This window comes from Sphingobacterium psychroaquaticum (assembly GCF_900177625.1).
Taxonomy (GTDB): Bacteria; Bacteroidota; Bacteroidia; order Sphingobacteriales; family Sphingobacteriaceae; genus Sphingobacterium; species Sphingobacterium psychroaquaticum.
Genome location: NZ_FXAU01000004.1, coordinates 185,644 through 209,789, shown reverse-complemented (window position 1 = coordinate 209,789; position 24,146 = coordinate 185,644). Strand labels below are relative to the sequence as shown.

The 24,146-nt window shown below is 39.3% G+C and carries 15 protein-coding genes; 7 read left to right on the top strand and 8 right to left on the bottom strand.

Translation table 11 applies throughout. From position 1 onward, the window contains the following. Positions 1–31: 31 nt before the first annotated feature. The 5 genes from trpC to trmD all read right to left on the bottom strand — a co-directional run bounded on the left by trpC (position 32) and on the right by trmD (position 3,975). Complete coding sequence (trpC, locus tag B9Y69_RS11980) at positions 32–814, bottom strand: indole-3-glycerol phosphate synthase TrpC (RefSeq protein WP_085473205.1); 783 nt, start codon at positions 812–814, stop codon at positions 32–34. Between the two features lie 84 nt (positions 815–898). Next, on the bottom strand, positions 899–1,471 hold the full coding sequence (locus B9Y69_RS11975) for an anthranilate synthase component II (protein WP_085473204.1): 573 nt from the start codon (positions 1,469–1,471) through the stop codon (positions 899–901). Next, positions 1,461–1,652, bottom strand: coding sequence for a hypothetical protein (locus tag B9Y69_RS11970; RefSeq protein WP_085473203.1), 192 nt, complete (start codon positions 1,650–1,652; stop codon positions 1,461–1,463). The genes B9Y69_RS11975 and B9Y69_RS11970 overlap by 11 nt, the downstream gene beginning before the upstream one ends. Beyond that, on the bottom strand, positions 1,649–3,052 hold the full coding sequence (locus B9Y69_RS11965) for an anthranilate synthase component I family protein (RefSeq protein ID WP_085473202.1): 1,404 nt from the start codon (positions 3,050–3,052) through the stop codon (positions 1,649–1,651). The genes B9Y69_RS11970 and B9Y69_RS11965 overlap by 4 nt, the downstream gene beginning before the upstream one ends. Positions 3,053–3,297: 245 nt before the next feature. After that, on the bottom strand, positions 3,298–3,975 hold the full coding sequence (trmD, locus tag B9Y69_RS11960) for a tRNA (guanosine(37)-N1)-methyltransferase TrmD (RefSeq protein WP_085473201.1): 678 nt from the start codon (positions 3,973–3,975) through the stop codon (positions 3,298–3,300). Positions 3,976–4,489: 514 nt separating this feature from the next. Between trmD and B9Y69_RS11955 the strand changes: the two genes are divergently transcribed. The 6 genes from B9Y69_RS11955 (at position 4,490) to B9Y69_RS11930 (ending at position 19,383) form a co-directional block, all read left to right on the top strand. Then, positions 4,490–7,708: a SusC/RagA family TonB-linked outer membrane protein gene (locus B9Y69_RS11955; protein WP_159451842.1), complete on the top strand. Its 3,219-nt coding sequence runs from the start codon at positions 4,490–4,492 to the stop codon at positions 7,706–7,708. Between the two features lie 11 nt (positions 7,709–7,719). After that, positions 7,720–9,222 carry a RagB/SusD family nutrient uptake outer membrane protein gene (locus B9Y69_RS11950; protein ID WP_085473199.1) on the top strand — a complete coding sequence of 501 codons (1,503 nt, stop codon included), beginning with the start codon at positions 7,720–7,722 and terminating at the stop codon, positions 9,220–9,222. A 506-nt stretch (positions 9,223–9,728) separates the two neighbouring features. After that, a complete protein-coding gene (locus B9Y69_RS11945; protein WP_085473198.1) occupies positions 9,729–12,707 on the top strand; it encodes a SusC/RagA family TonB-linked outer membrane protein in 2,979 nt (992 codons plus the stop codon). A gap of 12 nt (positions 12,708–12,719) precedes the next feature. Continuing rightward, positions 12,720–14,102 carry a RagB/SusD family nutrient uptake outer membrane protein gene (locus tag B9Y69_RS11940; protein WP_085473197.1) on the top strand — a complete coding sequence of 461 codons (1,383 nt, stop codon included), beginning with the start codon at positions 12,720–12,722 and terminating at the stop codon, positions 14,100–14,102. Between the two features lie 654 nt (positions 14,103–14,756). Further along, entirely contained in the window at positions 14,757–17,933 is a 3,177-nt protein-coding gene (locus B9Y69_RS11935; protein WP_085473196.1) for a SusC/RagA family TonB-linked outer membrane protein, read from the top strand. Between the two features lie 13 nt (positions 17,934–17,946). Further along, the gene (locus tag B9Y69_RS11930; RefSeq protein ID WP_159451841.1) at positions 17,947–19,383 is read left to right on the top strand and encodes a RagB/SusD family nutrient uptake outer membrane protein; all 1,437 of its coding nucleotides are present in this window, start codon (positions 17,947–17,949) and stop codon (positions 19,381–19,383) included. 542 nt (positions 19,384–19,925) lie between these two features. Here the strand turns inward: B9Y69_RS11930 and B9Y69_RS11925 are convergent. From B9Y69_RS11925 to B9Y69_RS11915, 3 genes are all read right to left on the bottom strand, one after another. Further along, complete coding sequence (locus B9Y69_RS11925) at positions 19,926–20,501, bottom strand: DUF4136 domain-containing protein (protein ID WP_085473194.1); 576 nt, start codon at positions 20,499–20,501, stop codon at positions 19,926–19,928. A gap of 71 nt (positions 20,502–20,572) precedes the next feature. Beyond that, on the bottom strand, positions 20,573–22,201 hold the full coding sequence (locus B9Y69_RS11920; protein ID WP_085473193.1) for an NAD+ synthase: 1,629 nt from the start codon (positions 22,199–22,201) through the stop codon (positions 20,573–20,575). 70 nt (positions 22,202–22,271) lie between these two features. Continuing rightward, positions 22,272–22,922 carry a porin family protein gene (locus tag B9Y69_RS11915; protein WP_085473192.1) on the bottom strand — a complete coding sequence of 217 codons (651 nt, stop codon included), beginning with the start codon at positions 22,920–22,922 and terminating at the stop codon, positions 22,272–22,274. Between the two features lie 182 nt (positions 22,923–23,104). Here B9Y69_RS11915 and gldB point away from each other — a divergent pair, with 182 nt between their 5' ends. Beyond that, complete coding sequence (gldB, locus tag B9Y69_RS11910) at positions 23,105–24,139, top strand: gliding motility lipoprotein GldB (RefSeq protein ID WP_085473191.1); 1,035 nt, start codon at positions 23,105–23,107, stop codon at positions 24,137–24,139. The last annotated feature ends 7 nt before the right edge of the window (positions 24,140–24,146 follow it).

The following is a 24,146-nucleotide window of genomic DNA, read 5'->3' as shown; positions in this document are numbered from 1 at the left end:
CATTCTAGCTGGTTTTTTATAACTGGTGCTTTCAGAGTTGATCCACGAACTCTTTTATCGCTGCTCCTGGATTATCAGTCCGCATGAAATTCTCACCGATTAAGAAGCCTTGGAAGCCAGCAGCCCGCAGCGCCGTAATCGTTGCAGGATCAGAAATACCACTTTCAGATACTTTGATATATCGATCCGGGATCTTATTTACAAGATCATAGGAATGTTCCAAGCTTACCGAGAAGTCTTTAAGATTACGGTTGTTGACACCGATAGCATCTATACTATTAAATAAGCTGCGGTTCAATTCCTCTTCATTATGTACTTCGAGCAAGACATTCAGACCAAGTGATTTCGCATAGATGGACAGCGATTCTATTTCGGTAGCTTCTAAGCAAGCTGCTATTAACAAAATAATATCAGCACCGTATGCTTTCGCTTCAGCAATCTGGTAACGGTCGATAATAAATTCCTTCCGCAATAAAGGAATAGTCAATGCTTGCCTAGCAGCTGTCAGATCTGCTAATGATCCTTGAAAGAAATCAGGGTCTGTTAATACAGAAACTGCTGAAGCTCCTGCATCTTGGTAACCTTTGACGACCTGCGCAACAGATGCCGTGCCATTTATTAAACCTTTTGAGGGCGATGCACGCTTAAATTCTGCAATAATTCCAGTACGCTCAGGGTGGAGCATCGACTCCCTTAAGTTGTAACATTCCCGTGAAAAGAGCGGGTATGTTTTTAATTCTGCTAATGAAACCTTGGCTTGGGCTTCCGCTACTTCAGTTCTTTTTTTTGCTATGATTTTATCTAGTATGTTCATTACTTAAAACTAGGTGATCGTTAGTCATTGTTTATTTTTATGTCCTGATGGCCCTGCACTACATTGTATGTGTTGAGGTATACCTTATTTCAACCAATTCTCGATCAACAATTTTCCATTGGTTGTCAAGATTGACTCTGGGTGAAACTGCATACCACGCACATCATATTCAGTATGTGATAGCGCCATAATAATACCATTCGGGTCGACCGCCGTTACTTTGAGGCAATCTGGAAGACTATCCTTTTCTACCGCCCACGAGTGGTATCGTCCAATCATGGAGTCCACAGGGAAGTTTTGAAAAAGCTTTTCATCAGCATCTGTTACGTTGATGGAAGTGGCAACACCATGAAGCGGTTTTGGCATATTGAAAAGTGTGCCGCCAAATACTTCGGCTATTGCTTGTTGACCTAAACAGATTCCCAAGATACTTTTTGTCGAAGCATAAGTACGTATCACATCCATTAGCAAGCCTGCCTCTTCGGGAATGCCGGGACCAGGAGACAATAAGATCTTGTCGTATGCCGCTACTTCTTCCAGCGCAAACTTATCATTGCGAACTACAACGTATTCTTGGTTTAACTCCTGTAGTAGATGTACAAGGTTATATGTGAAGGAATCGTAGTTGTCGATTACCAATATTTTTTTACTGCTCATTATTGTGTTCTAAAACGTTTATTGTTTCCTGTTCGGCTAAAGCGCGTTGTTTGTTCCGATAAACCTCACGTAAAGTTATCAATTCTTCAATACGTGCGTCAATAGTTTCTAGTGAAGTGGCGATCTGTGTCGTTGTTTCACAATAATCTAAGGGGCGGATCATGGTATTTCTATTGCTCATAATGTTTCTGCTAATTCCAAAGCACGACGGAGCGCCGCAATTTTATTATTTACCTCTTGTAATTCCATCTCTGGATCAGAATCCAAAACGATACCTGCACCGGCCTGATAGTGCAGCACATTCTGCTTACTTAGGAAGGAACGAATCATGATGGCATGGTTGAAATCACCATTGAAGCCCATATACCCAAGGGCACCGGCGTAGAACGATCGTTGCAAGCCTTCATAACGATCGATAAGTGTAAGTGCCATATGCTTAGGAGCGCCCGATAAGGTCCCTGCAGGGAAGGTGTCGCCAACGACATCGAAAGGGTTTGCTTCTGGATTTAACTTCCCCGATACTTTGGAAACCAAGTGTATAATATGGGAGTAATACTGTGCTTCTTTGTATGATTTGACCTGGACATTCGTGCAATGGCGACTTAAGTCATTGCGCGCAAGGTCAACCAGCATCACATGTTCGGCTGATTCTTTAGGGTCATTCTTGAGTGCTTCTGCGATTTTTTCATCTTGTTCCATGTCGCCTGTTCTTTTAAAAGTTCCGGCAATCGGATAAATGGTCGCTTCTCCCTTTTTGATCGTAAGTTGGGCCTCTGGCGAAGAACCGAAAAGCTTAAAGCTTCCATAATCAAAATAAAATAGGTAAGGCGAAGGGTTTACAGAGCGCAAGGCTCTATATACATTAAACTCATCACCGGCAAAAGGAGTAGAAAAAGCACGTGAAGGAACAATTTGAAATACATCACCGCGCTGTATATGTGCTTTCATACGTGTCACTAGGTTTTTGAAGTCTTCATCTTTCATATTTGAACTTTCGCCACCTTTTCGCTGGAAGTTGTACTCTGGGAAATTCTTGTTCTGTATCAGATATTGCATCCGGTCCAGATCCGATATTTCGTTTTCCAGTAAGTTTTCGAAAATATGAAGTTCGTTGCGAAAGTGATCGATCGCAATTACGTACCGATAGACGTGGTATTGTAGTTTTGGGATATTCCGTTCAGCAGCCTTTGGAGTGGTTAATGTAATATCTTCAAAATGTTCAATGGCATCAAATGTGAAATAACCAAAAAGCCCTGAAGAAATGACTTGGTGTTTTTCTGTCTCCGTTTGTACAAATTGCTGTCTGAAGGTAGAGACTTCTTTTCTTAAGTTTATTTCAGAAGCTGGTTTGTAAATAGAAGATTGCCCCGGATAGCTGATAGATAGCTGTGTGTCGTCTAGTGTAATACCAGCTATAGGTTGACAGCAGATGTAGCTGATATTATTGTCTCTGCTTTGATACTCTGAGCTTTCCAGCAATAGACTATTTGGGAAAGAATCGCGCAAACGCAGGTATATACTCACCGGTGTGGTTGTATCGGCAAGTATTTTTTTGTGTTTTGTTTGTAGCGTATATTTCATATTATTTTTGATTTTCGATAAAAAAGAAAAGGCCCGACAATTAGATCGTCGGGCCTGTTTTCACACTGGTTTTGGTTGATTATGAATATTTTATAACATACCAAATCTGTTCCCGACGATTTCTATCGCAGGCCACCACCAATTTGTATATATGTTTCTTATTGTCATTTGTACACTACAAATTTATTATATTTTTTTGCTTTACAAACTTTTTTTAGAAAAAAAACAAAAATAATTGCAAAATGTTAGTCATTCAATAAATCAGGACGACGTTCTAAGGTGCGTTTGAGTTGCTCTTCATCGCGCCACGCGGCGATCTTTGCTTCATGGCCACTGAGTAATACATCCGGTACTTTATGTCCGCGCCATTCGGCTGGTCGGGTGTAGATTGGAGCATCTAGAAGGCCATCTTGGAAGGAATCGGACAGGGCGGAAGTCTCGTCAGAAAGGACGCCGGGGATTAAGCGTGCTATAGCATCAACCAGGATTGCAGCGGGTAATTCGCCTCCCGATAATACATAATCACCAACTGATATTTCTTTTGTAACAAAGACATCCCGTATGCGCTGATCTATACCTTTATAGTGACCGCATAGGATCATAATATTTCCTGCTGAAGAAAGACTATTTGCAATTTCTTGATTCAAAGTTTCCCCATCTGGAGTCATATATATGATATCGTCATATACGCGTTCGTTTTGTAATTTTTCGATGCAGGCAGCAAAGGGTTCGATTTGCATAACCATCCCTGAACCACCTCCGTAAGGATAGTCGTCTACAGACTTATGTTTGTTATTGGCATAGTCACGTAGATTATGGACATGGATTTCTACCAAGTCTTTTTTTTGTGCACGCTGTAAGATGGAATGTGCAAATGGACTTTGTAGCAAGTCGGGCAATACGGTAATAATATCAAAACGCATGGCGCAAAGATAATTAAAATCTATTTCCCAAGTGTAAATATGGTTTTACGGATCTTTTGCTGTATTGTTACAATTGATGTTATGACAAACTTTAATTTGTACAGATTCTAAATAAGTAGGGTGACCAGAATAAAGACTTGATTATTGTATCTAATTTTATCGATAATTCTGTTTTATACATCTAATGCTAAATTTTTTTTCGTTTTCGTTTTAGCAAAAAATGAAACCACATTTTGCTTTTTTTTATGAAATAGGACTCAATTTGTTACAAAGCTTGCAATAACAACCTAATTCCTATAGATTTGCCTTCCGCTTTTGTTAAAAAATGTTAACGAAGGTTTGATACTCACCAAATTACTAACTCTAAATGATTGAAATGGACATTTGTATGTGCTTTTTCATTGTTTAGATCCTTTCTGTTGATAGGTTTTTCGATGAATTTATTTAGTTGTCAATGCAAATTTTATTGCGCATACACTTGATTTGCAACTTATTAATAAATTATATAAACAACATGAAACAAAAATTACTCAGTTTTATTCTGCTGTGTACGCTCTTCATAGGAGGAGCATTTGCGCAGAATCGTCAGGTGAGTGGTAAAGTTACATCCGCAGCTGATGGCTCTCCGATTGGAGGTGTATCTATCGCTGTTGTAGGTGGAACTACTGCTACACAGACGGATGAAAGTGGTCGTTATGAATTGGTGGTGCCCTCAAGTGGGACATTAAGTTTTACATACGTCGGCTTTATTTCTCAGCGTGTCGCTACGGGAAGTCAGTCTGTCGTGAATGTGCAACTTATTAGCGACCAAGAAACTATCGAAACCGTAGTTGTTCAGGTTCCTTATGGAACTGTTAAAAAGACAGCTTTTACAGGTTCGGAGTCGACGGTTACTGCGAAAACTTTTGAGAAACAGCAAGTTGCTTCTTTTACGAAAGCATTGGAAGGAACTGTTGCTGGTATTCAGGCGAATAATGGTGGTGGTGCTCCTGGGACGAGTGCTGACATTCGTATTCGTGGTATTGGTTCAGTGAATGCAAACTCTTCACCTCTTTATGTGATCGATGGTGTTCCTTATTCAGGGTCAAATGTATCGATCTCTACCGATGATATTGAGACGACTACTGTATTGAAGGATGCTGCAGCAACAGCTTTGTATGGTTCAAGAGCAGCAAATGGTGTAATTATGATCACTACAAAAAAAGGTCGTTCTAATGCACCTAAATTAAATTTCACTGCAAGATTAGGTTTCTTAAATCGTGCTATTCCAGAATATGACCGAGTAAGTATCCCTCAATATTATGAAGGTATGTGGCATGCAACACGTAACAGACTTGTGTCCGGAGATCCTTCAAAAATTACAGACGCGATCAATCAGAAAGCGTCAACAGATCTTATCGCTGGTTTGCGTTACAATGCTACCGATCGTGCTAATGATGCAATTGTGCTGAAAAATGGACAGTTCAACCCGGATGCTAAGATCTTGTATGCAGACGATTGGCAAGATGTATTGTTTAAAACACCGTTTAGACAAGATTATAATTTAAACTACTCAGGTGGTTCGGATAAATCTACGCACTACGTTTCTTTGGGGTACTTGAATGAGCCGGGTTATGTTAAATTTTCTGGTTATGAGCGTTTCAATGCACGCGTAAACGTAGATACAAAAATAAAGGATTGGTTGTCTTCTGGGATCAACCTAGATGGTGCTTTGGCTTACCAAGACAATGTTCACTCACAAGGTGGTACGCAAACAACAAATCCATTCTATTATACACGCATGATGGGACCTATCTATCCGGTATGGGAAAGAGATGCGCAAGGGCAGATTAAGACAGACCCATTAACAGGTGAGCAAGTTCTTGACTGGGGTGTAAACAGCCAAATGGGAGCGAGACCATATGCTGGTAACTCCAACCTTTTGGGCTCCCTTGAATTGGATGAACGTACAGGAAAAATTGGTAATGTAAACTTTAACACGTATTTGGAAGCTCGTTTCTTAAATGATTTTACATTTAGAACAACTTTGGGTGGTAACTATTATAATAGATATGCTACTACATTCCAAAACCCACAGTTTGGAGATGCGCAGAACGTTAGAGGACGGTCTACTAAAATCCAGAATAGACAATTGTCTTTCACCTTTAATCAGGTATTGACATACGACAAAACGATCAACGAGGACCATAACATTAATGTTATGGTAGGACACGAGAACTATCGTTTAGAACGTAACTTCTTGTCGGCTACACGTTCTGGTTTCCCATTCCCGGGTAACTCAGAGTTAGCTCCTGGTGCGACGCTAGAAGGTGCTACTTCGTACGAAAACTATCACCGTATTGAAGGTTACTTTAGCCGCGTGAACTATTCTTACGAAGATAAATACCTTTTGTCAGGAAGTTTCCGTCGTGACGGTACTTCACGTTTCTACCCAGGTAAAAACGGTAAGGGTGGTAACCAATGGGGTAACTTCTATTCGGTAGGTGCTGGCTGGAGAATTAGTCAAGAGCAATTCTTGAAAAACGTAAGCTGGATCAATGAGTTGAAACTTCGTGCAAGTTACGGAGAGCAGGGTAATGAAGGTGTGGTGCAAACACGTACATCAAATGAAACCGATCAAGAGTCTCCTACAAGTACCAACATTGATAACTTTTACGGATGGCAGAGTTTGTATGGTTATGGTTGGAATAACGTAAATATGCCTGGAGCAATTATCTCTTCTTTGGCGAATGAAGGTCTTAGTTGGGAGAAGAACAAGGCGGTCAACGTTGGTGTGGACTTTACGTTATTCAATAGACGTATTGATGGTACTATCGAGTGGTACAACCGTGAATCTTCTAACTTATTGTTTGAGGTGCCTCTTCCAATGTCGACAGGTATTACATCGATCTGGAAAAACGTAGGTACTATGTATAACAGAGGTATCGATGTGCAGATTGGTTATAATGCTATCCGGAGCACAGATTTCGACTGGCGTGTTGATCTAAATATCAGTCACTATAAAAACAAAATTACTAAACTTCCAGCAGAAAGTCGTGAAACGGGAATCATCAGTGGAACGAAGAAAATGATGGAAGGGCAAGATCTTTACCAATTTTGGTTGAGAGATTATGCTGGTGTAAATCCGGATAACGGAGATGCACTATGGTATAAAGATGAGGTTGATGCTAATGGTGTGGTTACGGGGCGCACAACGACAAATAATGTAAACAGTGCGACATATTATTACCATGGTTCGGCAATTCCTGATGTTGTAGGTGGTTTAACCAATGCTTTCCGTTACAAGCAATTTGACTTTTCGGTATTGTTAACCTACCAATTAGGTGGTAAGTTCTATGATGGTAATTACGCTTCGTTAATGCACCAAGGTAGTTACGGTACGCATTGGCACGAAGATATTTTGAATGCATGGAAACAGCCTGGTGATATTACAGATGTTCCTCGTTTGCAAAATGGTATTGCTAGTGCGAACGCAGGTAATGTTGCTTCTTCAAGATTCTTGTTTGACGCAACGTACTTGAATATTAAAAACATCACTTTAGGATATAACTTCGATAAAGCGAAAATATCTAGAATAGGATTGTCGGGTCTTCGGGTTTTCGCGAATGTCGATAATGCCGCAATCTTCACAAAACGTAAAGGTATGGATCCTCAGCGTGCATTTACCGGTACTGCAGACTACACCTATCCAACAATGAGAAACTTCACATTTGGTGTAACTATTGGATTATAATTGATAATAAGATGAATAAAGTATATAAAAGAGTAGCTACGTTGGCCCTTGCTTGTACAGTGTTGGCGACTAGCTGTAAAAAAGATTACTTAGAAACCAATCCAACGGATAACGTAAGTGCAGATTTAGTATTTACGAATACCGATGGAGCTATGGTTGCGCTGAACGGAACGATACGTACGATGTACAGCTCGTTGACCAATCATGGTAATTTTGGGCAAAAGTCATACGATTTAACATCGGATATGATGGCAGAGGATATGTTGTTGCATGCGCAGGGATATAATTATTACACTTCAGAGTATAATTATTCTGCATTTAGTAATGCTAATGCTAGCAACAGACCTGATCGCACATGGTATTATTACTATCGGATTATCAATAATGCGAACCGTATTATTGCACAACTTCCGGCAGCAACAGGAAGCCAAGATCAAAAAGATTTGATTATGGGACAGGCTTTAGCCTTACGTGCTCACTCTTACTTTTACTTGGTGAACTTTTTCTCTAAGTATGATGTTAATAGTCCGGGTGTTCCATTATATATTGCACCTACCTCCGAAGGAAAGGGTAGAGGGACAGTGCAAGAGGTGTATACACAGATCTTTGCAGACCTTGAAAAGGCGGAGACGTTATTGGAAGGTAAGTCTCGTGCTCACTTATCGCATGTTAATCAAGCAACAGCGGAAGGAATTTATGCGAGAGCTGCATTGCAGTTTGGAGACTATCCAAAAGCATTGGCGATGGCAGAAAAGGCTATTGCTAATAGTGGAAAAAGACTCTTTACAGAATCAGAGTACACGGCTTCTGGCTTTAACACGTTAAGTGCACCTGAATGGTTATGGGGTGGCGAAGTAAATGTTGAGCAAGCGACAATTTTCGCGTCGTTCTACTCGCATATGGATAACAGACCTGCTACTGGTGGTTATGCTGCATTAGGTGGTCAGAAGAAGATTACTAAAGCTCTATTTGATAAGATTCCAGCAGGAGATGTTAGAAAGTCATTATTCCAAGGAAAACAAGACAAAAGTATTCCATTGTATTCACAGTTGAAATTCCAATTGAGACAATCGGGTAACTGGGCTTCTGATTATTTGTTCATGCGTTTGGCAGAGCTATACTTAATTAAAGCTGAGGCGCAAGCACGCTTAGGTCAAGATGGTGCAGCAGCACAGTCTTTGACTGATTTAGTGAAAACGCGTTATGCTAGTTTTTCTGTAACAGGTCTTACTGGAGAGCTTTTGTTGAATGAGATCCTGTTGCAACGTAAGATTGAATTATGGGGCGAAGGTTTCGGTATTCTTGATGTAAAACGTTTGGGTAAAGGATTGAACCGCCCAACAGGTGACGGTAACCATGGTGGTGCAAACCTTAATGGAGATGGAGGAAGTAATTTTGCTCCAAATGTTACGGTTTTACCTGCGACTTCAAACCGTTGGTTGTTTGCTATCCCGCAAGATGAGATCAATGCAAATAAAGCATTGTCTGTAGCGGATCAGAATCCAATCAACTAAAGGGTTATAATTACATAAATCCGATAGAAAGCAGCTATCCTTATAGGATAGCTGCTTTTTTTGTGTGCCGTATGTCCTGTTTTCTGTTACAATGCTGAAATATAGTTTTAAGCTTAGTGTGATATCCCCGATTCCTTTTGGTATCGGGGATTTTTTTTGTGTTTTAACAAACTTTGTTACAAATAAATATATCCTTTCTTTTTCCCTCACTCACATTATTCTGTAGTTTGTTTATTGAATCTCAATACGTGTATAGTGTCTTGGTTAAAATTTTGTTATTTAAAGGTGTGTTATTTTGGAATTAAGTTTTTAAATAATTTTATTTTACAGAATAATATTTTGTTTCGTTTTTGAAATTATATATTTGTATTCGTAGTTGTGATTTTATCCAATATAAAATTTGCTCTACGGTAACCAGTTTCATGTAAATGCTAAGTCTCCGATTCACCAATTAAGAAGGTAAAGTCTGTGCTCAAGCGTATTCTACGAACTAAACATATAAACTTATGAAACAAAAATTACTTAACTATTTTCTGCTCGGCATGTTGCTTATTGGGGTTGCTCAGGCGCAAGAACGGCAAGTGAATGGACGTGTGGTCTCTGTGACGGATGGAAAGCCAATTGGAGGTGTGTCTGTGGCTGTTGTTGGCACTTCGCGTGCGACACAAACTGATGGGGATGGGAACTATAGTATAGCCGCGGCAAGCGGAAGTACGTTGGTTTTCTCTTATATCGGCTATGCCTCGCAGCGTGTGAATGTTGGCGCACGAACTACTGTTGATGTGGAGCTTGTTGAAGATCGTGCTGTTTTAGATGAGGTCGTTGTCGTAGCTTATGGTGTGCAAAGTAAACTATTATCCACGCAGTCTGTATCGACGGTTCGTGAAGAAAATTTCAAGAACATGCCGATTCAAACGCCTCAGCAAGCTTTGCAGGGACAGTCAGCGGGTGTTAATATGGTGAACTCGTCCGGTGTTTTGGGAGCAGAAGCACAGATTACGGTTCGTGGTGGATCATCTTTAGATGCAGGTGGAAGGCCGTTGTATGTAATCGATGGTGTTCCGTTGAATGCTGCCGGTGGTAATTACATGCAAGCACAAGGAGCTTCTTCTAATTTAAACCCGCTACTTAACATAAATGCCAACGATATAGAATCTATCACTGTTTTAAAAGATGCCTCAGCTGTGGCAATTTATGGTTCTCGGGGATCGAATGGTGTTATTTTAATTAAGACAAAATCGGGAAAAGCAGGTAAGACTAAAGTCAACATAGATTACTTTAATGGTTTTTCAAGACCGACAGCGAATATTGATGATATGATGACGGCCGAAGAATGGGTGGCTTTTAGAACTGATTATCTGAAAGCAAATAATACAACAGTTCCTAATTTTCCAACTACGAGTTTTGATTGGCTCGATGCGGCGGTTCGTACGGGACATACAAATAATTTAGCCGTTAACGTACAGGGAGGAGATGAGCGAACACGATTCTACTTAGGAGGAAATTACGCGAAGGAGTCGAGTTATACTATTGGAAATCAGATGGATCGGTTGACTGGGAAAATGAGTTTAGATCATGATATTTCGGATAAGGTTAAAGTAGGGGTGAATTATAACTTATCTCGAGTAGATATGGATCGTATTAGCACGGAAAATTCTACGAACGCTCCACTTACCGGCGCACATCTTATGTTACCGTATATTACACCATATGACGAAGAAGGGAATTTTGTAAACACTGGGTTTATTGGGAACTTTCTTGCCATTGATGCTACAGGGTTGAATAAAAATTACTCAAACCGACAAATTGGTAATGCCTATGCTGAATGGGAAATATTAGAGGGCTTAAAGGCTAAGACAGATTGGGGTATAGATTATTATGGAATAGATGAAAAATATAGGTCCGCTAATATTATGTATCCAGGTGGATATGCTTACCGTACACATTTTACAGATAATAAATGGGTGAATACCTCAACGCTTAGTTATGACAAGCGGATTAATAATAGACATAAAATTGGTGCGTTGGCAGGATATAGTTTTGAAACGGCGAAATTAACACAAATTAGTTTGGCTGGAACAGGCTTTGCTAGTGATGATTTGCCGAATGTTGGGTCCGCTTCAACGCCTAGTACGACCGATGAGGTTATATATGAGTGGGCGCTGGAGTCTATGTTTGCTCGGTTAAATTATTCCTTTGATGATAAGTATTTGTTTGAGGGATCCTTTCGTCGAGATGGATCTTCACGATTTGGACAAAATAAAAAGTATGGTAATTTTTATGCGTTTTCAGGAGGTTGGATAATTTCAAAAGAGAATTTTTTCAATGAAGACAATCGGTATGTGAGAAACCTAAAGCTGACTGCAAGTTATGGTACTGCTGGTAATGATGGTATTGGATATTACAATTATATCGGTCGTTTTGCTGCGGATAACGACTATATGGGACTTGCAGGTTTAGCCCCTTCTCGTGTACCAAATCCTGATTTAAGTTGGGAAGAAACTGCTCAATTCGATATTGGTTTATTTGCTCGTCTTTTCGATCGGATTGATTTTCAGTTTAATTTTTATAATAAAAATACTTCACAACTTTTGTTGGATGTTCCTTATCCGTATACAACGGGCTTTGCTTCTGCATCGAAGAATGTCGGGAAAATGAGAAATCGTGGATTTGAATTTTCTATTAACTCAGAGAATATTAAGCGAGACAATTTTTCATGGAATACGAGTTTTAATATAGGATTTAATAAAAACAAAATCTTGTCACTACCTGAGAACCCTGATGAGTTTGGGAGAAATTTTGTTTCAGGCAGTAGTCAACAACGCGCAATCGAAGGATATTCTAGAAATAGTTTTTACTTGATCGAGTATAAAGGGATTAATTCAGAGACAGGTGAGGCTGAATGGTTCGATAAGGATGGTGAGGTTACATCCTCCCCTGTCGCGGCGGACCGAAAAATTGTAGGTAAAGGAGATCCTAACTTTCAGGGCGGTGTTACTAATACAATTCGGTATAAGAACTTTGATCTATCCGCTTTCTTTAATTTTATTTATGGTAATGATATATATTTAAATGGATTAGAATTTACCGATAATTTTGCTTCGGGCTCATATAATAAGAGTACAAAATTGCTCGATTATTGGACTCAACCGGGGGATCAATCTTATGCGCCGGCATTAAATAGCGCTACGCGAGGTACTTTCGCGCAAGCCTCGACGAAGAATTTGTTTAACGGTTCGTACTTACGACTAAAGACAGTACAAGTTGGATACTCTTTCCCAACGGAGTGGTTAGAGCGGACAAAGCTTTTCACTTCTGCGCGGGTTTATTTTTTAGCACAAAATATATGGACAATTAAAGCAAAAGGATTCAGAGGGGATCCTGAGATTTCCGGAAACGGGGCAAATAATCTGATTGTAGGCCAGACTTTCTTTGCTTTACCACAGCCTAAAGCGTTTACATTTGGAGTGAATTTTGGATTTTAAAACGAAGAAGATATGAAATGTTTAAAAGTAATATATGTAATCCTGCTATCTGTCGTTTTGGGAGCTTGTGGGGATAAGTTAAAATTGTTGCCTGAGCAAGATCTGGCGGATGAGGTAGTTTTTAATAGTGTGTCTACCACCGAAAGTGCATTACGGGGTATCTATAGTAATGTTCAAAAATTTGAAGTCTATGGCTCATTGCCGCAAGTCATAAATGATTTCATGGGAAATACCGTAGAATTTGTTGGTACATTTCCGACACTGCAGGATCTTAACAATTTTTCGGCAGTCTCTACGAATGGAGATGTTAGGGATGTGTGGCGCTATAACTATGAGGTTATTTTGCAATCAAATAAGTTGATTGCTCAGGTTGGCGGAGTTCCAGGGATAACGTCAGAGCAGATCAACCAGTTTACTGGAGAAGCAAAATTCTTAAGAGCTTTAATCTATTTACAACTTGCGGGACTATATAGTCAGCCTTTTCAGATTAACGGCGGAAATAACCTTAGTGTACCTTTAGTTCTCGATCAATTTGTGGGAACGGTCAATTTTCCTTCCCGATCAACTCTAAATGAGATTCATGCCGCGATTGAAGCGGATTTGAAAGATGCAATTGAATTGTTGCCAGTTCAATATGGAAGTGCAGATGAAACCCGAGGAAAAGCAACTAAGGGAGCTGCCTACGCGTTGTTGTCGCGTCTGTATCTTTACCGTGATCAAAACGATTTGGCAGCTTCAAATGCTAAGTCAGCTATTGATTTAGGGTTGTATGGTTTAACTACTTCTGTTGATGTGTTTACTATTATGAATAGCGCCATTGATAATGGTAGGGTTGGAGCTGGCGGTTGGGCTAGTTATTATAACCCAGCGTCGCTCCGAGGAAGGGGGGATGCAACCTTCTCGGAAGCACTAATTGCAATGTTTGAAAAGGAACCAGAAGATAAACGCTTTCAGGCAAAAATTTCCGGGATTGCTACTGATGGAATTTCGAGATATTTTCCGATGAAATACCCTGATGCGATCAATAATTCTGATAATTCACCTGTATTAAGAACCGCCGAGCTTTACTTGAATAGAGCAGAAGGTTTGGCGAAAGCTTCTGGAGGTGTAAATGCTGAGGCTGTTTCTTTGGTTAATAGTATTCGTGCAAAGGCAGGATTACCGAACAAGAACCCAACATCCCAAGATGAATTAATAGAGCTTATCTTGGTAGAAAGAACTAAAGAATTGGCCTTTGAAGGGCATAGTCGGATCGATTTATTACGGAATAAGAAAAACTTAAGGACAGATGATGTACGAGCCAATTACGGGGCACCAAAAACTGTTCTCCCGATTCCTCAACGTGAGATTGATACGAATGTCCAATTGAGAGGACAACAAAATCCAGAATATTAGTTTTAGTTTAAGGATTGTTTTAATGACACGAAATGTTGAAGTGCTTTACTTTATTGTGTTTGAGATAAAGCTTTAAAAAAGTGAGATGATATAATTTTGTTGTTTTTGTAGTTAGTGTTCTTAACGCTCGGTAGTTTTTCTATCGGGCGTTTTGATGTTTAGGCGTAGTTGGTGAATATACAATGCCTATGTGAAAACATTCGCTATAAAACAGTGTCAGGCTAGGGTTGTTTATGCTACAACCCAATTAACTTTTGTGCAAATTATTCGGCGAAATAAACCTCTAGAATCCTTGGCCAATATTCGCTGTTTGATACAATCGTAAAAAAGAGCTTGAAAAAATATGCCTTTGAACTATGATTTAACAAAATCTTAATGAAATGAAAATAGAAAAAACGGTTAAAAAGTTTGCACATTGGTTTTTTATTATATATTTGCATTAGTTTTAACAAATTTTAACATAAACGAAGTTTGTTACACAACTACTATAAACTAACAAGACTAGATTTGAATTAAGCGGCTAACTAGTTCTTTTTTTTCGGGAATACGTAATTCTTTAGTGCCATGAGGAATCTTTTGATTTTGAGTAAAGCATTGAAGTTTAAGTTTTTCTACTGCTTTGAAAAAGAATACAATTAACTAAACAACAAACATATGAAACAAAAATTACTCAGTATTTTTCTGCTGTGTACGCTTCTTGTAGGGGCTGCATATGCGCAGAACCGTCAGGTGAGTGGTAAAGTAACGTCTGCAAGTGATGGATCGCCTCTAAGTGGGGTTTCGGTTGCTCTTGTGGGAAGTTCAACCGCTGCTCAGACCGATGGTTCAGGGAACTATTCTATTAATGTTCCTAATAATGCTACTCTGGCATTTACCTACATAGGTTACGTAGCGCAACGTGTTAACGTTAATTCTCAATCAATAATTAACGTGAGCTTAGTTTCTGATGAAACAGCTTTAGAAGAGGTTGTAGTTACAGGTTACGGGATTCGCCAAATTAAAGATTTGACAGGTTCACAAGGAAGTGTGAAAGGTGCTAAACTTGCTGCCGAACCATCTTTAAGTTTTGAGCAGGCTTTGTCTGGTAAACTTGCGGGTGTACAGATTGGTAGTACAGGAGGTACGTTAGGAGACGGTGTTTCGGTACGTATTCGCGGTGTAAACTCTATTTCTTCCAGTTCATTACCTTTGTACGTTATTGATGGGGTTCCAATGAATAATGTTGAAAACGTAAACACATTTAATAGCGGTGATGGAACACGTTTTAACCCTCTTTCAATGATCAATAGCAATGATATCGAGTCTATCGAAGTATTGAAGGATGCTAGTGCTGCTGTATTATATGGATCTCGCGCTGCTAACGGTGTTATCATAATTAATACGAAAAGAGGAAAAAATGGAGTGTCTAATGTTACATTTGACTCAAAATTAACTTCTAGCAAAGCTTCAAAATTAATTTCTTTATTGGATGGAGATCAGTTTATCACGATTAATAACGAAAAGGCTAAAAATGCAGCTGTTCGTTTTGGTGGCGTAACTGAAATTGCGAAAGAAAGCGATGTAGATGGAGACGGTGTAAATGATAGAACCAATTGGTTAGATGAGGTTTATAGAACAGGTATTGGGTATGATAACTCATTGTCGATTTCTTCAGGTAGTGAAAAAGGGAACTTCTTCGCTTCAGCTCGCTATTTAGATCAAAAGGGTATTCTTGTTCAGAATCAACTTAAAACAGGTCAGGTACGTATTAATGGTGATATTAAGCCAACAAAATGGTTTAAATCAGGGATTTCACTATCGTACAGTAAAACTGCTAATGATGGGGTTTTAACAGATCGTTACATCGCAGGCGCAACTGTTGCAGCGCTAAATGCCTTTCCAACATTAGCAATTAATGGTAAGAATGGATATAATTTAGGTTCAACTGGTTATTTAGGATATGGTAACAATATTACTACGTTAGCTTCTACAAATCTATCTGGTAACATCGCAAACCCGATTGCTACTTTAAATTTACAGAAGAATCAAAATACACCAGAGCAGCTTTTAGCAAATGGATACATTGAGGTACAGCCTGTTAGCGGCTTGAGAATTACAAGTAAATTTGGTATTGATTATCTAAATAACTACGAACATCAATACAGCCATCCTATGATTGGTGGTCTGGGTTTTGCGTATAATGGATTAATTCAAGATAACTTTAGAAATAGAAATCAGTGGGTATGGCAGAACTTTGCGAATTACGATAAAACTTTCGCTAGTGTTCACCGTGTGTCTGCTACTGTGGGTACAGAGTATCAGTTTACGAAAGAAAAGCAGGTTTATGCAGGAGCAAGTAACATTAGTGACGAGTATTTTACGGACATCATTGATGGAGGTTATACAGGAACCATTCCGGGTACAGATAATACAATGTTATTAAGTGGTGGTAATGTGTTTTCTAATGGATTACAATCGTATTTTTCTAGGTTGGGTTATGTATACAATAATAAGTATATGTTAGATGCTGCCTTTAGAACAGATGCATATTCTGCTTTTGGTAAAAATTCGAAGTGGGGATATTTTCCTTCTGTATCATTAGGATGGGTAGCTTCTGAAGAAGATTTTCTAAAGGAAACTGACTGGATTTCTTATTTGAAAGTTAGAGCTAGTTACGGTAAAGTTGGTAACTCGAGAGGTATTGGATCTTATGCATGGAGAGCACTTTATGGAGGAGGTTCATATGCGAGTCAAAATGGTTTCTCTGCTTATCAAATTGGTAACCCTGATTTGAAATGGGAAACTTCGAACAAATACAATGTTGGAGTTGACTTTAATATCTTCGACAATCGTTTCAACTTTGTAATTGATTATTTCTATAATAACATTTCTGGTCTAGTATTGGCCGCACAACCTCTATTTACAGTTGGTGCACCATCTAGAACTGCAAGTACGCCAGGTTCTGTGGATACCAATATTGGTTCGATGAATAATAAAGGAATAGAATTCTCGGCTAATATTGAAACGATGAAAAAAGATGGCTTCACTTGGACAACATCTGTGAACTTCACGGCAATAAGAAACCGTGTTACAGAATTAGTTACACAAAATGTAGACATTACTTCTGGAAACTCTGTAGCTAGTGTAGGTAGAACTTTAGGAACATTTAAATTGTTAAGATGGGCTGGGGTTGATTCTGAAACTGGTAATCCAATGTGGCTAACGGCTGATGGTGTTAGAAAGACATATAACCCTGACGCAACAACTGCAGCTCGTCGTTGGACATTAGACGATGGTACATTTACTAGTGCTGTTACAGGCTCTGATGCAGTTTATACGAATAAGAGTGGTTTGCCTAAATATTATGGAGGCTTAGACAATAACTTCGCTTATAAAAACTTTGATTTAGGTATTTCTATGGTTTACACAGGGGGCTTCTATATCTATAATACAACAAAATCCTCTATGTTGACAAATGGATTTTTAAATAACGATGCAGAGATCCTAGACCGCTGGACAACACCAGGACAAAATACTGATGTTCCTCGTTTATTTTTAACTGACAATACAGCTAATCAGGCTTCAACAAGATTCTTGGAGAAAGGTGACTTCTTAAGATTTAGAACGATTAGCTTAGGCTACACGTTCCAGAGTGCAGCATTGAGCCGTACGGGTTTAAACAAATTACGTTTGTATGCTCAGGTGTATAATCCATTCGTAATTACAGGTTACTCGGGACCAGATCCTGAGGTAAACTCAAACCGTAACAATTCTAATATTGCTATTGGAGTTGATAGTAGATCTGTTCCTCAACCAAGAACGTTCACTTTTGGTCTAAATGTTTCTCTCTAAACGAATTTTAATCATGAAAAATATTAAATTACTTATACTCGGATCATTGATTTCTACAGGAAGCATTTTTTCTTCCTGTGAGAAACAAATTTTTGAAGATCCGTATGCACAGTTGTCTCCTCAAATCGCTTTCTCGACTCCTGACAGAATTGATAAAACTGCAACGGGTATGTATGATGCACTGCAGAATAGAGATTTTCTTGGTGGACGTGCTTTGATATACGCTGATATTCGAGGTATCGATTGTGGAGTGCCGACATTTTTCGGTAATATGTCCAGCTTCAATACCTTGCTTTCGACTGATATTACAGTAAGAGATGCTTTTGTTGGTGCATACCGGACAATTAATGAAGCTAATTTGTTTATCCGTAATATTGGCGTATATACAGGTGTTGCTACTCCTGAAAATGAAGCGAAATATATTGCAGAAGCGAAATTCATTCGTGCACTTACTTATTTCTATTTGGTAAATTTCTGGGCTCAACCGTATCAATTTACTGCCGACGCTTCGCACTTAGGTGTGCCGTTAGTTTTAACAGCCACAGATTTACCGTTTGACCCATCGCACAGGGTCCCAAGAAATACAGTTAAGCAGGTCTATGATCAAATTATTCTAGACTTGAATGAAGCTCTTCCTAATTTGCCTTTAGCTAGTGCAACACGTAATTTTGCTTCTGTTGGTCGTGCTACAAAAGGCGGTGTATATGCTTTATTATCTAGAATCTATTTATATCAAGGTAATTACCAAGAAGCTTTGAAGTATGCTAATGAACTGGAAGGATTGAACTTGTATTCTTTAAATGCAGCTCCGAAATCAACTTTTGAAACATCGACTACAAAAGAAAGTATTTTTTCTGTAGCTCATAATGGTGGTGACAATCCTAATACGAACCATGCATTAGCGCAACACTATTCTCCAAAGAATCGTGCTGATATTCAGGTGTCTTCAGGTTTTGTTAATTTAATGACAGCAACTGATAAACGTCGTACGGATTTAATTACTACTGTTGTAACGCCAGGAAATAATGGGGCGCCAGCGGTGACAACGTATTGGAATGGTAAATATACGACTATTGCTGATTGGGTTCCGGTTATTCGTTATGCTGAAGTTGTACTTAATAAAGCAGAAGCTTTAGCAAACCTAGAAGCAGGAACTGCCGTAAATGCTGAAGCACTTACATTGGTAAATAATATTAGACATCGTTCTGATGCATCAACTAATATTACTGCTACAACAAAGCAACAGTTGATCGATGCGATTTTGCTAGAGAAGAGAATTGAACTTGCTTTTGAAGGTCATGCTCTTTTTGAATATTTGAGAACGAAACGTGATATTCCTGCACATGGTACTGTTTTATTACAACCATGGGGGTCGTCATATGTTGTTTTTCCATTCCCATTTGCTGAAGTTCAGCAAAATCCAAATTTAGTGCAGAATAAAGATTACTAATAGATCTAGTTCTTGGACTTAAAAAGGAACTTGAATAGTTTCTTATATGAAGACCCCGCATATATTGACGGGGTCTTCTTTTTATATTAAATATTGATTTGTAATTTGGCAAATAGCCATGGTTTGCACCAAACAATATACGTAAAGTATGAAGGTGTGGTCATATGTACGTTGCACAAATTCTCTTTAAATAGAATCCCAGAACTTAAATTACCTTAAACTATCGTTGTATCTACGATTTATATTTCTAACTGCTTTTGGTAATTTTGGTTTTAACAGAGATCATTACAATTAAACAACTGAAGGCACTCGTATTGCAGAGTGAGGTATTGCTCAGTTAAATCTGTTTAGGTTAAAAGGAATTGTCTATTGAGCATACAAAGTGAGTGGTTAACTGCTTTTGCATTTATTCAACAAGGTATTAGTTTCTTCTTGATTGTCAATTTCCTTTTTTTGATCTTAATAGAAAGAAAATCCCACTATTTATTAAATTTTATGAATAAAAAAAAGAGACACAATCTTTTGTGTCTCTCCGATAATACCTATTTCTTAGCCTTCAGCGGATAATGTTTAAATATGCCATTGACCACTTCAGGGAGTTTGTTAATCGATTTCTCTGGCGTATTTATTTCCGAAGAACCTCTTGCTTGCCATACGACAGAATTTGTACGACGATCAATTGCTTCGATAATTAAATGTGCATAACGGTATTTTTCACTGCCCACTGGGTAGCTGTATCCACCGTAACCGTACCATCCCCAAGGTCTATACCAACCCCATGGACCGCCCCAACCCATGCCCCAATAAGCATTGTTGTATACTAAGCGACTTTTATTGTTCACGATAGTTATATAGCGGAACAAGATATCAGGGTTTTCTTTCACGTATTGCATACCCATTGCCTCCAGCTCCTTATTCGCTGCGGCTATGATATTCCCTTTTGCAATATCATTGCTGTAATAATTTTTTGAAAGAGAGTCGACCGGAGTCAACCAGCCATATGTTTTATATTGGCTAAAATCTTGGCTCTGTACACGCGTCGTGTTATATTGTACTGACGAACAGGAGGCGAATACCGTCAGGAGCCCTAAAGCGAAAATATAGACTAACTTTTTCATCTGTATATATTGTTTACTTCTTTTTCATTTTACTAACCATTTGACTCTAAGTCGTGTTAATAGTTTAACGACTAAAAAGAAAATTTTGCAACCAAAGGCATCACACGACCGCTACCAAACGCTTTTGGACTCACCCGTAAAATTGGAGGTGCTTGAAAACGCTTAAATTCCGCGTTATTTAACAGTTTCGAGACACGGTGCACTAAGCTTTCTTCAAAACCAGAATTTACAATTTCAGACCCCGCTTTCTCCAACTCGATCAACTGAAACAATACGCTATCCAGAATCTCGTACGGAGGCAGGGAATCAGAATCTTTTTGATCTGGACGTAGCTCTGCGGACGGTGGCTTTACAATGGTGTTGATGGGTATAATTTCTCGCTCTCTATTGATGTAACGCGCCAGAGCGAAAGCCTGTGTTTTATACACATCACCTATAACGCTTAAAGAACCCGCCATATCACCGTACAATGTGCCATAGCCCACAGCGGCCTCACTTTTATTGGAGGTGTTGAGCAAGATATGACCAAATTTATTAGATAGAGCCATCAAGATGGTTCCGCGAACACGCGCTTGGATATTCTCTTCCGTCGTGTCTGGTGTTGTTCCCTTAAATGAGTTTTTAAGTACTTTTTCAAAAGAAAGAGCTACATCTTCAATAGGGATAATTTGGTGTTCACACCCTGTATTCTTGACCAGATCTAATGCATCCTTGATCGAATGGTCACTCGAGTATTTCGAGGGTAATAGAATCGCTAAAACATTTTCTGCCCCCAAAGCCTCACACGCTAAAGCTGCGACTACTGCAGAATCAAGTCCTCCAGAGAGGCCTAAAATAGCTTTTTTGAAGCCTGATTTACGAAAATAATCGCGTAAGCCAAGGATTAAAGCACCGTGGATCATCTCGATTTCCGAAGTTTCTCTAGGTGCGACCGTTTTTAATTCAGTACCGAAATCAATTATTCTAAAGTCTTCCTCAAAACTATGTAACTCGCTAATAATATCACCGTTTCTATCTAAAGCCAAAGAGCGTCCATCAAAAATAATGTCCGTGTGTGCACCGACTTGATTTACATATACCAACGGGCAAGCAGCCTTGATCACATTGCGCTTAAGTACATTCAATCGGTTCTGAAAGTGCGTGTACGAAAAGGGTGAAGCGGCAATATTGATGATTAAGGTTGGATCTTCCTTCCTTAATTCGGACATGAGGTCTCCCACATAAGAGTTCGCTGTATCGTCATCCCATAAATCTTCACATACCGTAAGGGCTACTTTTTGCCCATTGATCTCGATACAGTTAAAGTGCTTATTGGGCTCAAAGTACCGGTATTCATCAAATACATCGTAATCTGGAAGAAAGCTTTTGTGTACAACCTCTTTTATAGCGCCTTTTTCAAGATACACCGCTCCATTGTAAAGCGGCTTCCCTTCGAGATCTTCATTCTTTACGGGGGCACCAAGAATGCACGCAATATCTGTACAGTGGGAGGCAATCTCGGCCAAACTCTGGTTGCATTCCGCTAAAAAGCGATGGTTACGTAATAAATCTTTCGCCGGATATCCACCTACTGCTAGTTCTGCAAAGACAATCAAATCCGCCTTTTCGTTCTTAGCGTTCCTAATGGCTGTAATGATCTTCGCTGTGTTGTCCGGGAAGTTTCCGATATGATAGTTTAATTGGGCGAGTGCAATTTTCATGGTATCTAAATTAACATTTTTTAGGCAAAAAAGTTTCGCGTGCGGTGACGGAATCACATGTTATGCCGAATTAGAACAGCAAGCCAAGATTAAAGGAAACATAAGATAGCTTAGGGCTGCCTTCTTTCATTGTCCGTGTAAAACCATTATTGTAGGAAAGTCCCGTCACAGCGGATAAGCTATTGGTCAACCGCCATTCTCCGCCTGCACCGACAAGTAAACCTAAGCGGAATATATCATCGCCAGAAATAGGTCGAAAACGAGTCCCTTCGGGATTATTCTCTAGTTTTTCTTTGCCTGATACCTTTACACCAGCGGTGAAGCCAAATTGACCATAAAAACGCCCTGAGCGACCTTCATTTGTTTTTAGCTTGATTGCCAAGGGAACTTCAGCATATTGCAAGCGGTATACTTTCTGGGTAATACCACTAGTCAGGTTCGTTTGGTTCTCGACACGACTTTGTAGGCTATTGATAAATAAACCAGTCGAAAAATAGTAGTTTCTGTTAAAACCGATGTCGGCCAGTAGACCGTACGAGAAACCTACTTTTGATTCTGAACGATATTGATCATCATCTCCATAAGACAACCATCCAATATTGGGGTTAAATTGTAATCCTAATGAAAGGTTTTTTTCTTGATGGTAATATTGTGCTTTACTATGGTATCCAGTAAGTAGCGCTATAGAGAGGAACAAGGTAAATAGAACGTTTTTTCTCATTATGTGATTGTTTGTAGCTGTAAAAATAGCAATTATATTCTATTTAGTGGTTGATGCAACCGGCTTTAACGAGGTTGAGACTAAGACAGGCAGCACACGCTATTCAGTAAAAAATTTGTCTCCTAGCGATCTTTGCAGTAAACTTGTAAAGTTTACTAGCGCTTACATATTAATACAGCATTATGCCATCATTTCGTTTGTTCTTCCCGTTTGGCCTCTTCTTTTTTGTTTGTTTGTTGTCATGTCAATCCAACAAGAAGACACCGGATATTTCGCATATCAAGGCTGATGTTAAGATTGAACGTTTTGATCAAGAGCTGGCGCAACTGGATACTTTATCGGTACCAAAACAAAATAAATTGTGGCAGACGAAGTATGCCCCCTTTTATCAAGATTTTATGCTCCATATGTTAGAAGTCGGCGATGCGCGGGACACCCTGTATATCGACTATATGATGAAGCGAATTTTACAGCAGGAGGATTTTAAGAATCTTGCCGCTGCTGTTGCCGAAAAATATCCCTCCCTACAAACGCAAGAGAAGGAGTTGAGTCTAGCGATGCGCTATATGAAGTATTATTTCCCAGCGTATAACGTGCCACGGTTTTACTCGTTTTTCTCCGGTTTTTCTGTGCAGGTGCCTATTGGAGAGGGGTATGTAGGGATTGGGTTGGATATGTTTTTAGGGAGTGACTCCAAATTTTATCCATCCTTAGTACGAGATATTCCATTATACTTGTCGCGTCGATTTACACCGGAGAATATTACGCCGCGTGTCGTGGAAAGTATTTTGAGACAGGACTTGTATCCGCCGGATGAAAATAATACGAGTAGCTTACAGCATATGGTCTATCAGGGCAAGATTTTGCTGGCGATGGATTCTATACTCCCGGAAACGGCGGATAGCCTCAAGATTGGTTATACGGCAAAACAACTCGAATGGGCGAAAGGTTATGAAGGAGAAGTATGGTCTTGGTTTCTACAAGAGGACCTGTTGTATAATACCGATCATTTACGGATTCAGAAATATTTTACAGAAGGTCCTTTTACGGCGGAGTTAGGAGAAAATAATGAATCAGCGCCGAAGTTGGGAACTTACCTGGGATGGATGTTGGTCCGTAAGTATATGGAGCGAAATCCGGAGGTCACTTTGAAAGCCCTGCTTGCTAATAGTAATGCACAAGAGATTTTGGAGCAATCAAAGTATAAAGGGAAATAATAAAAAC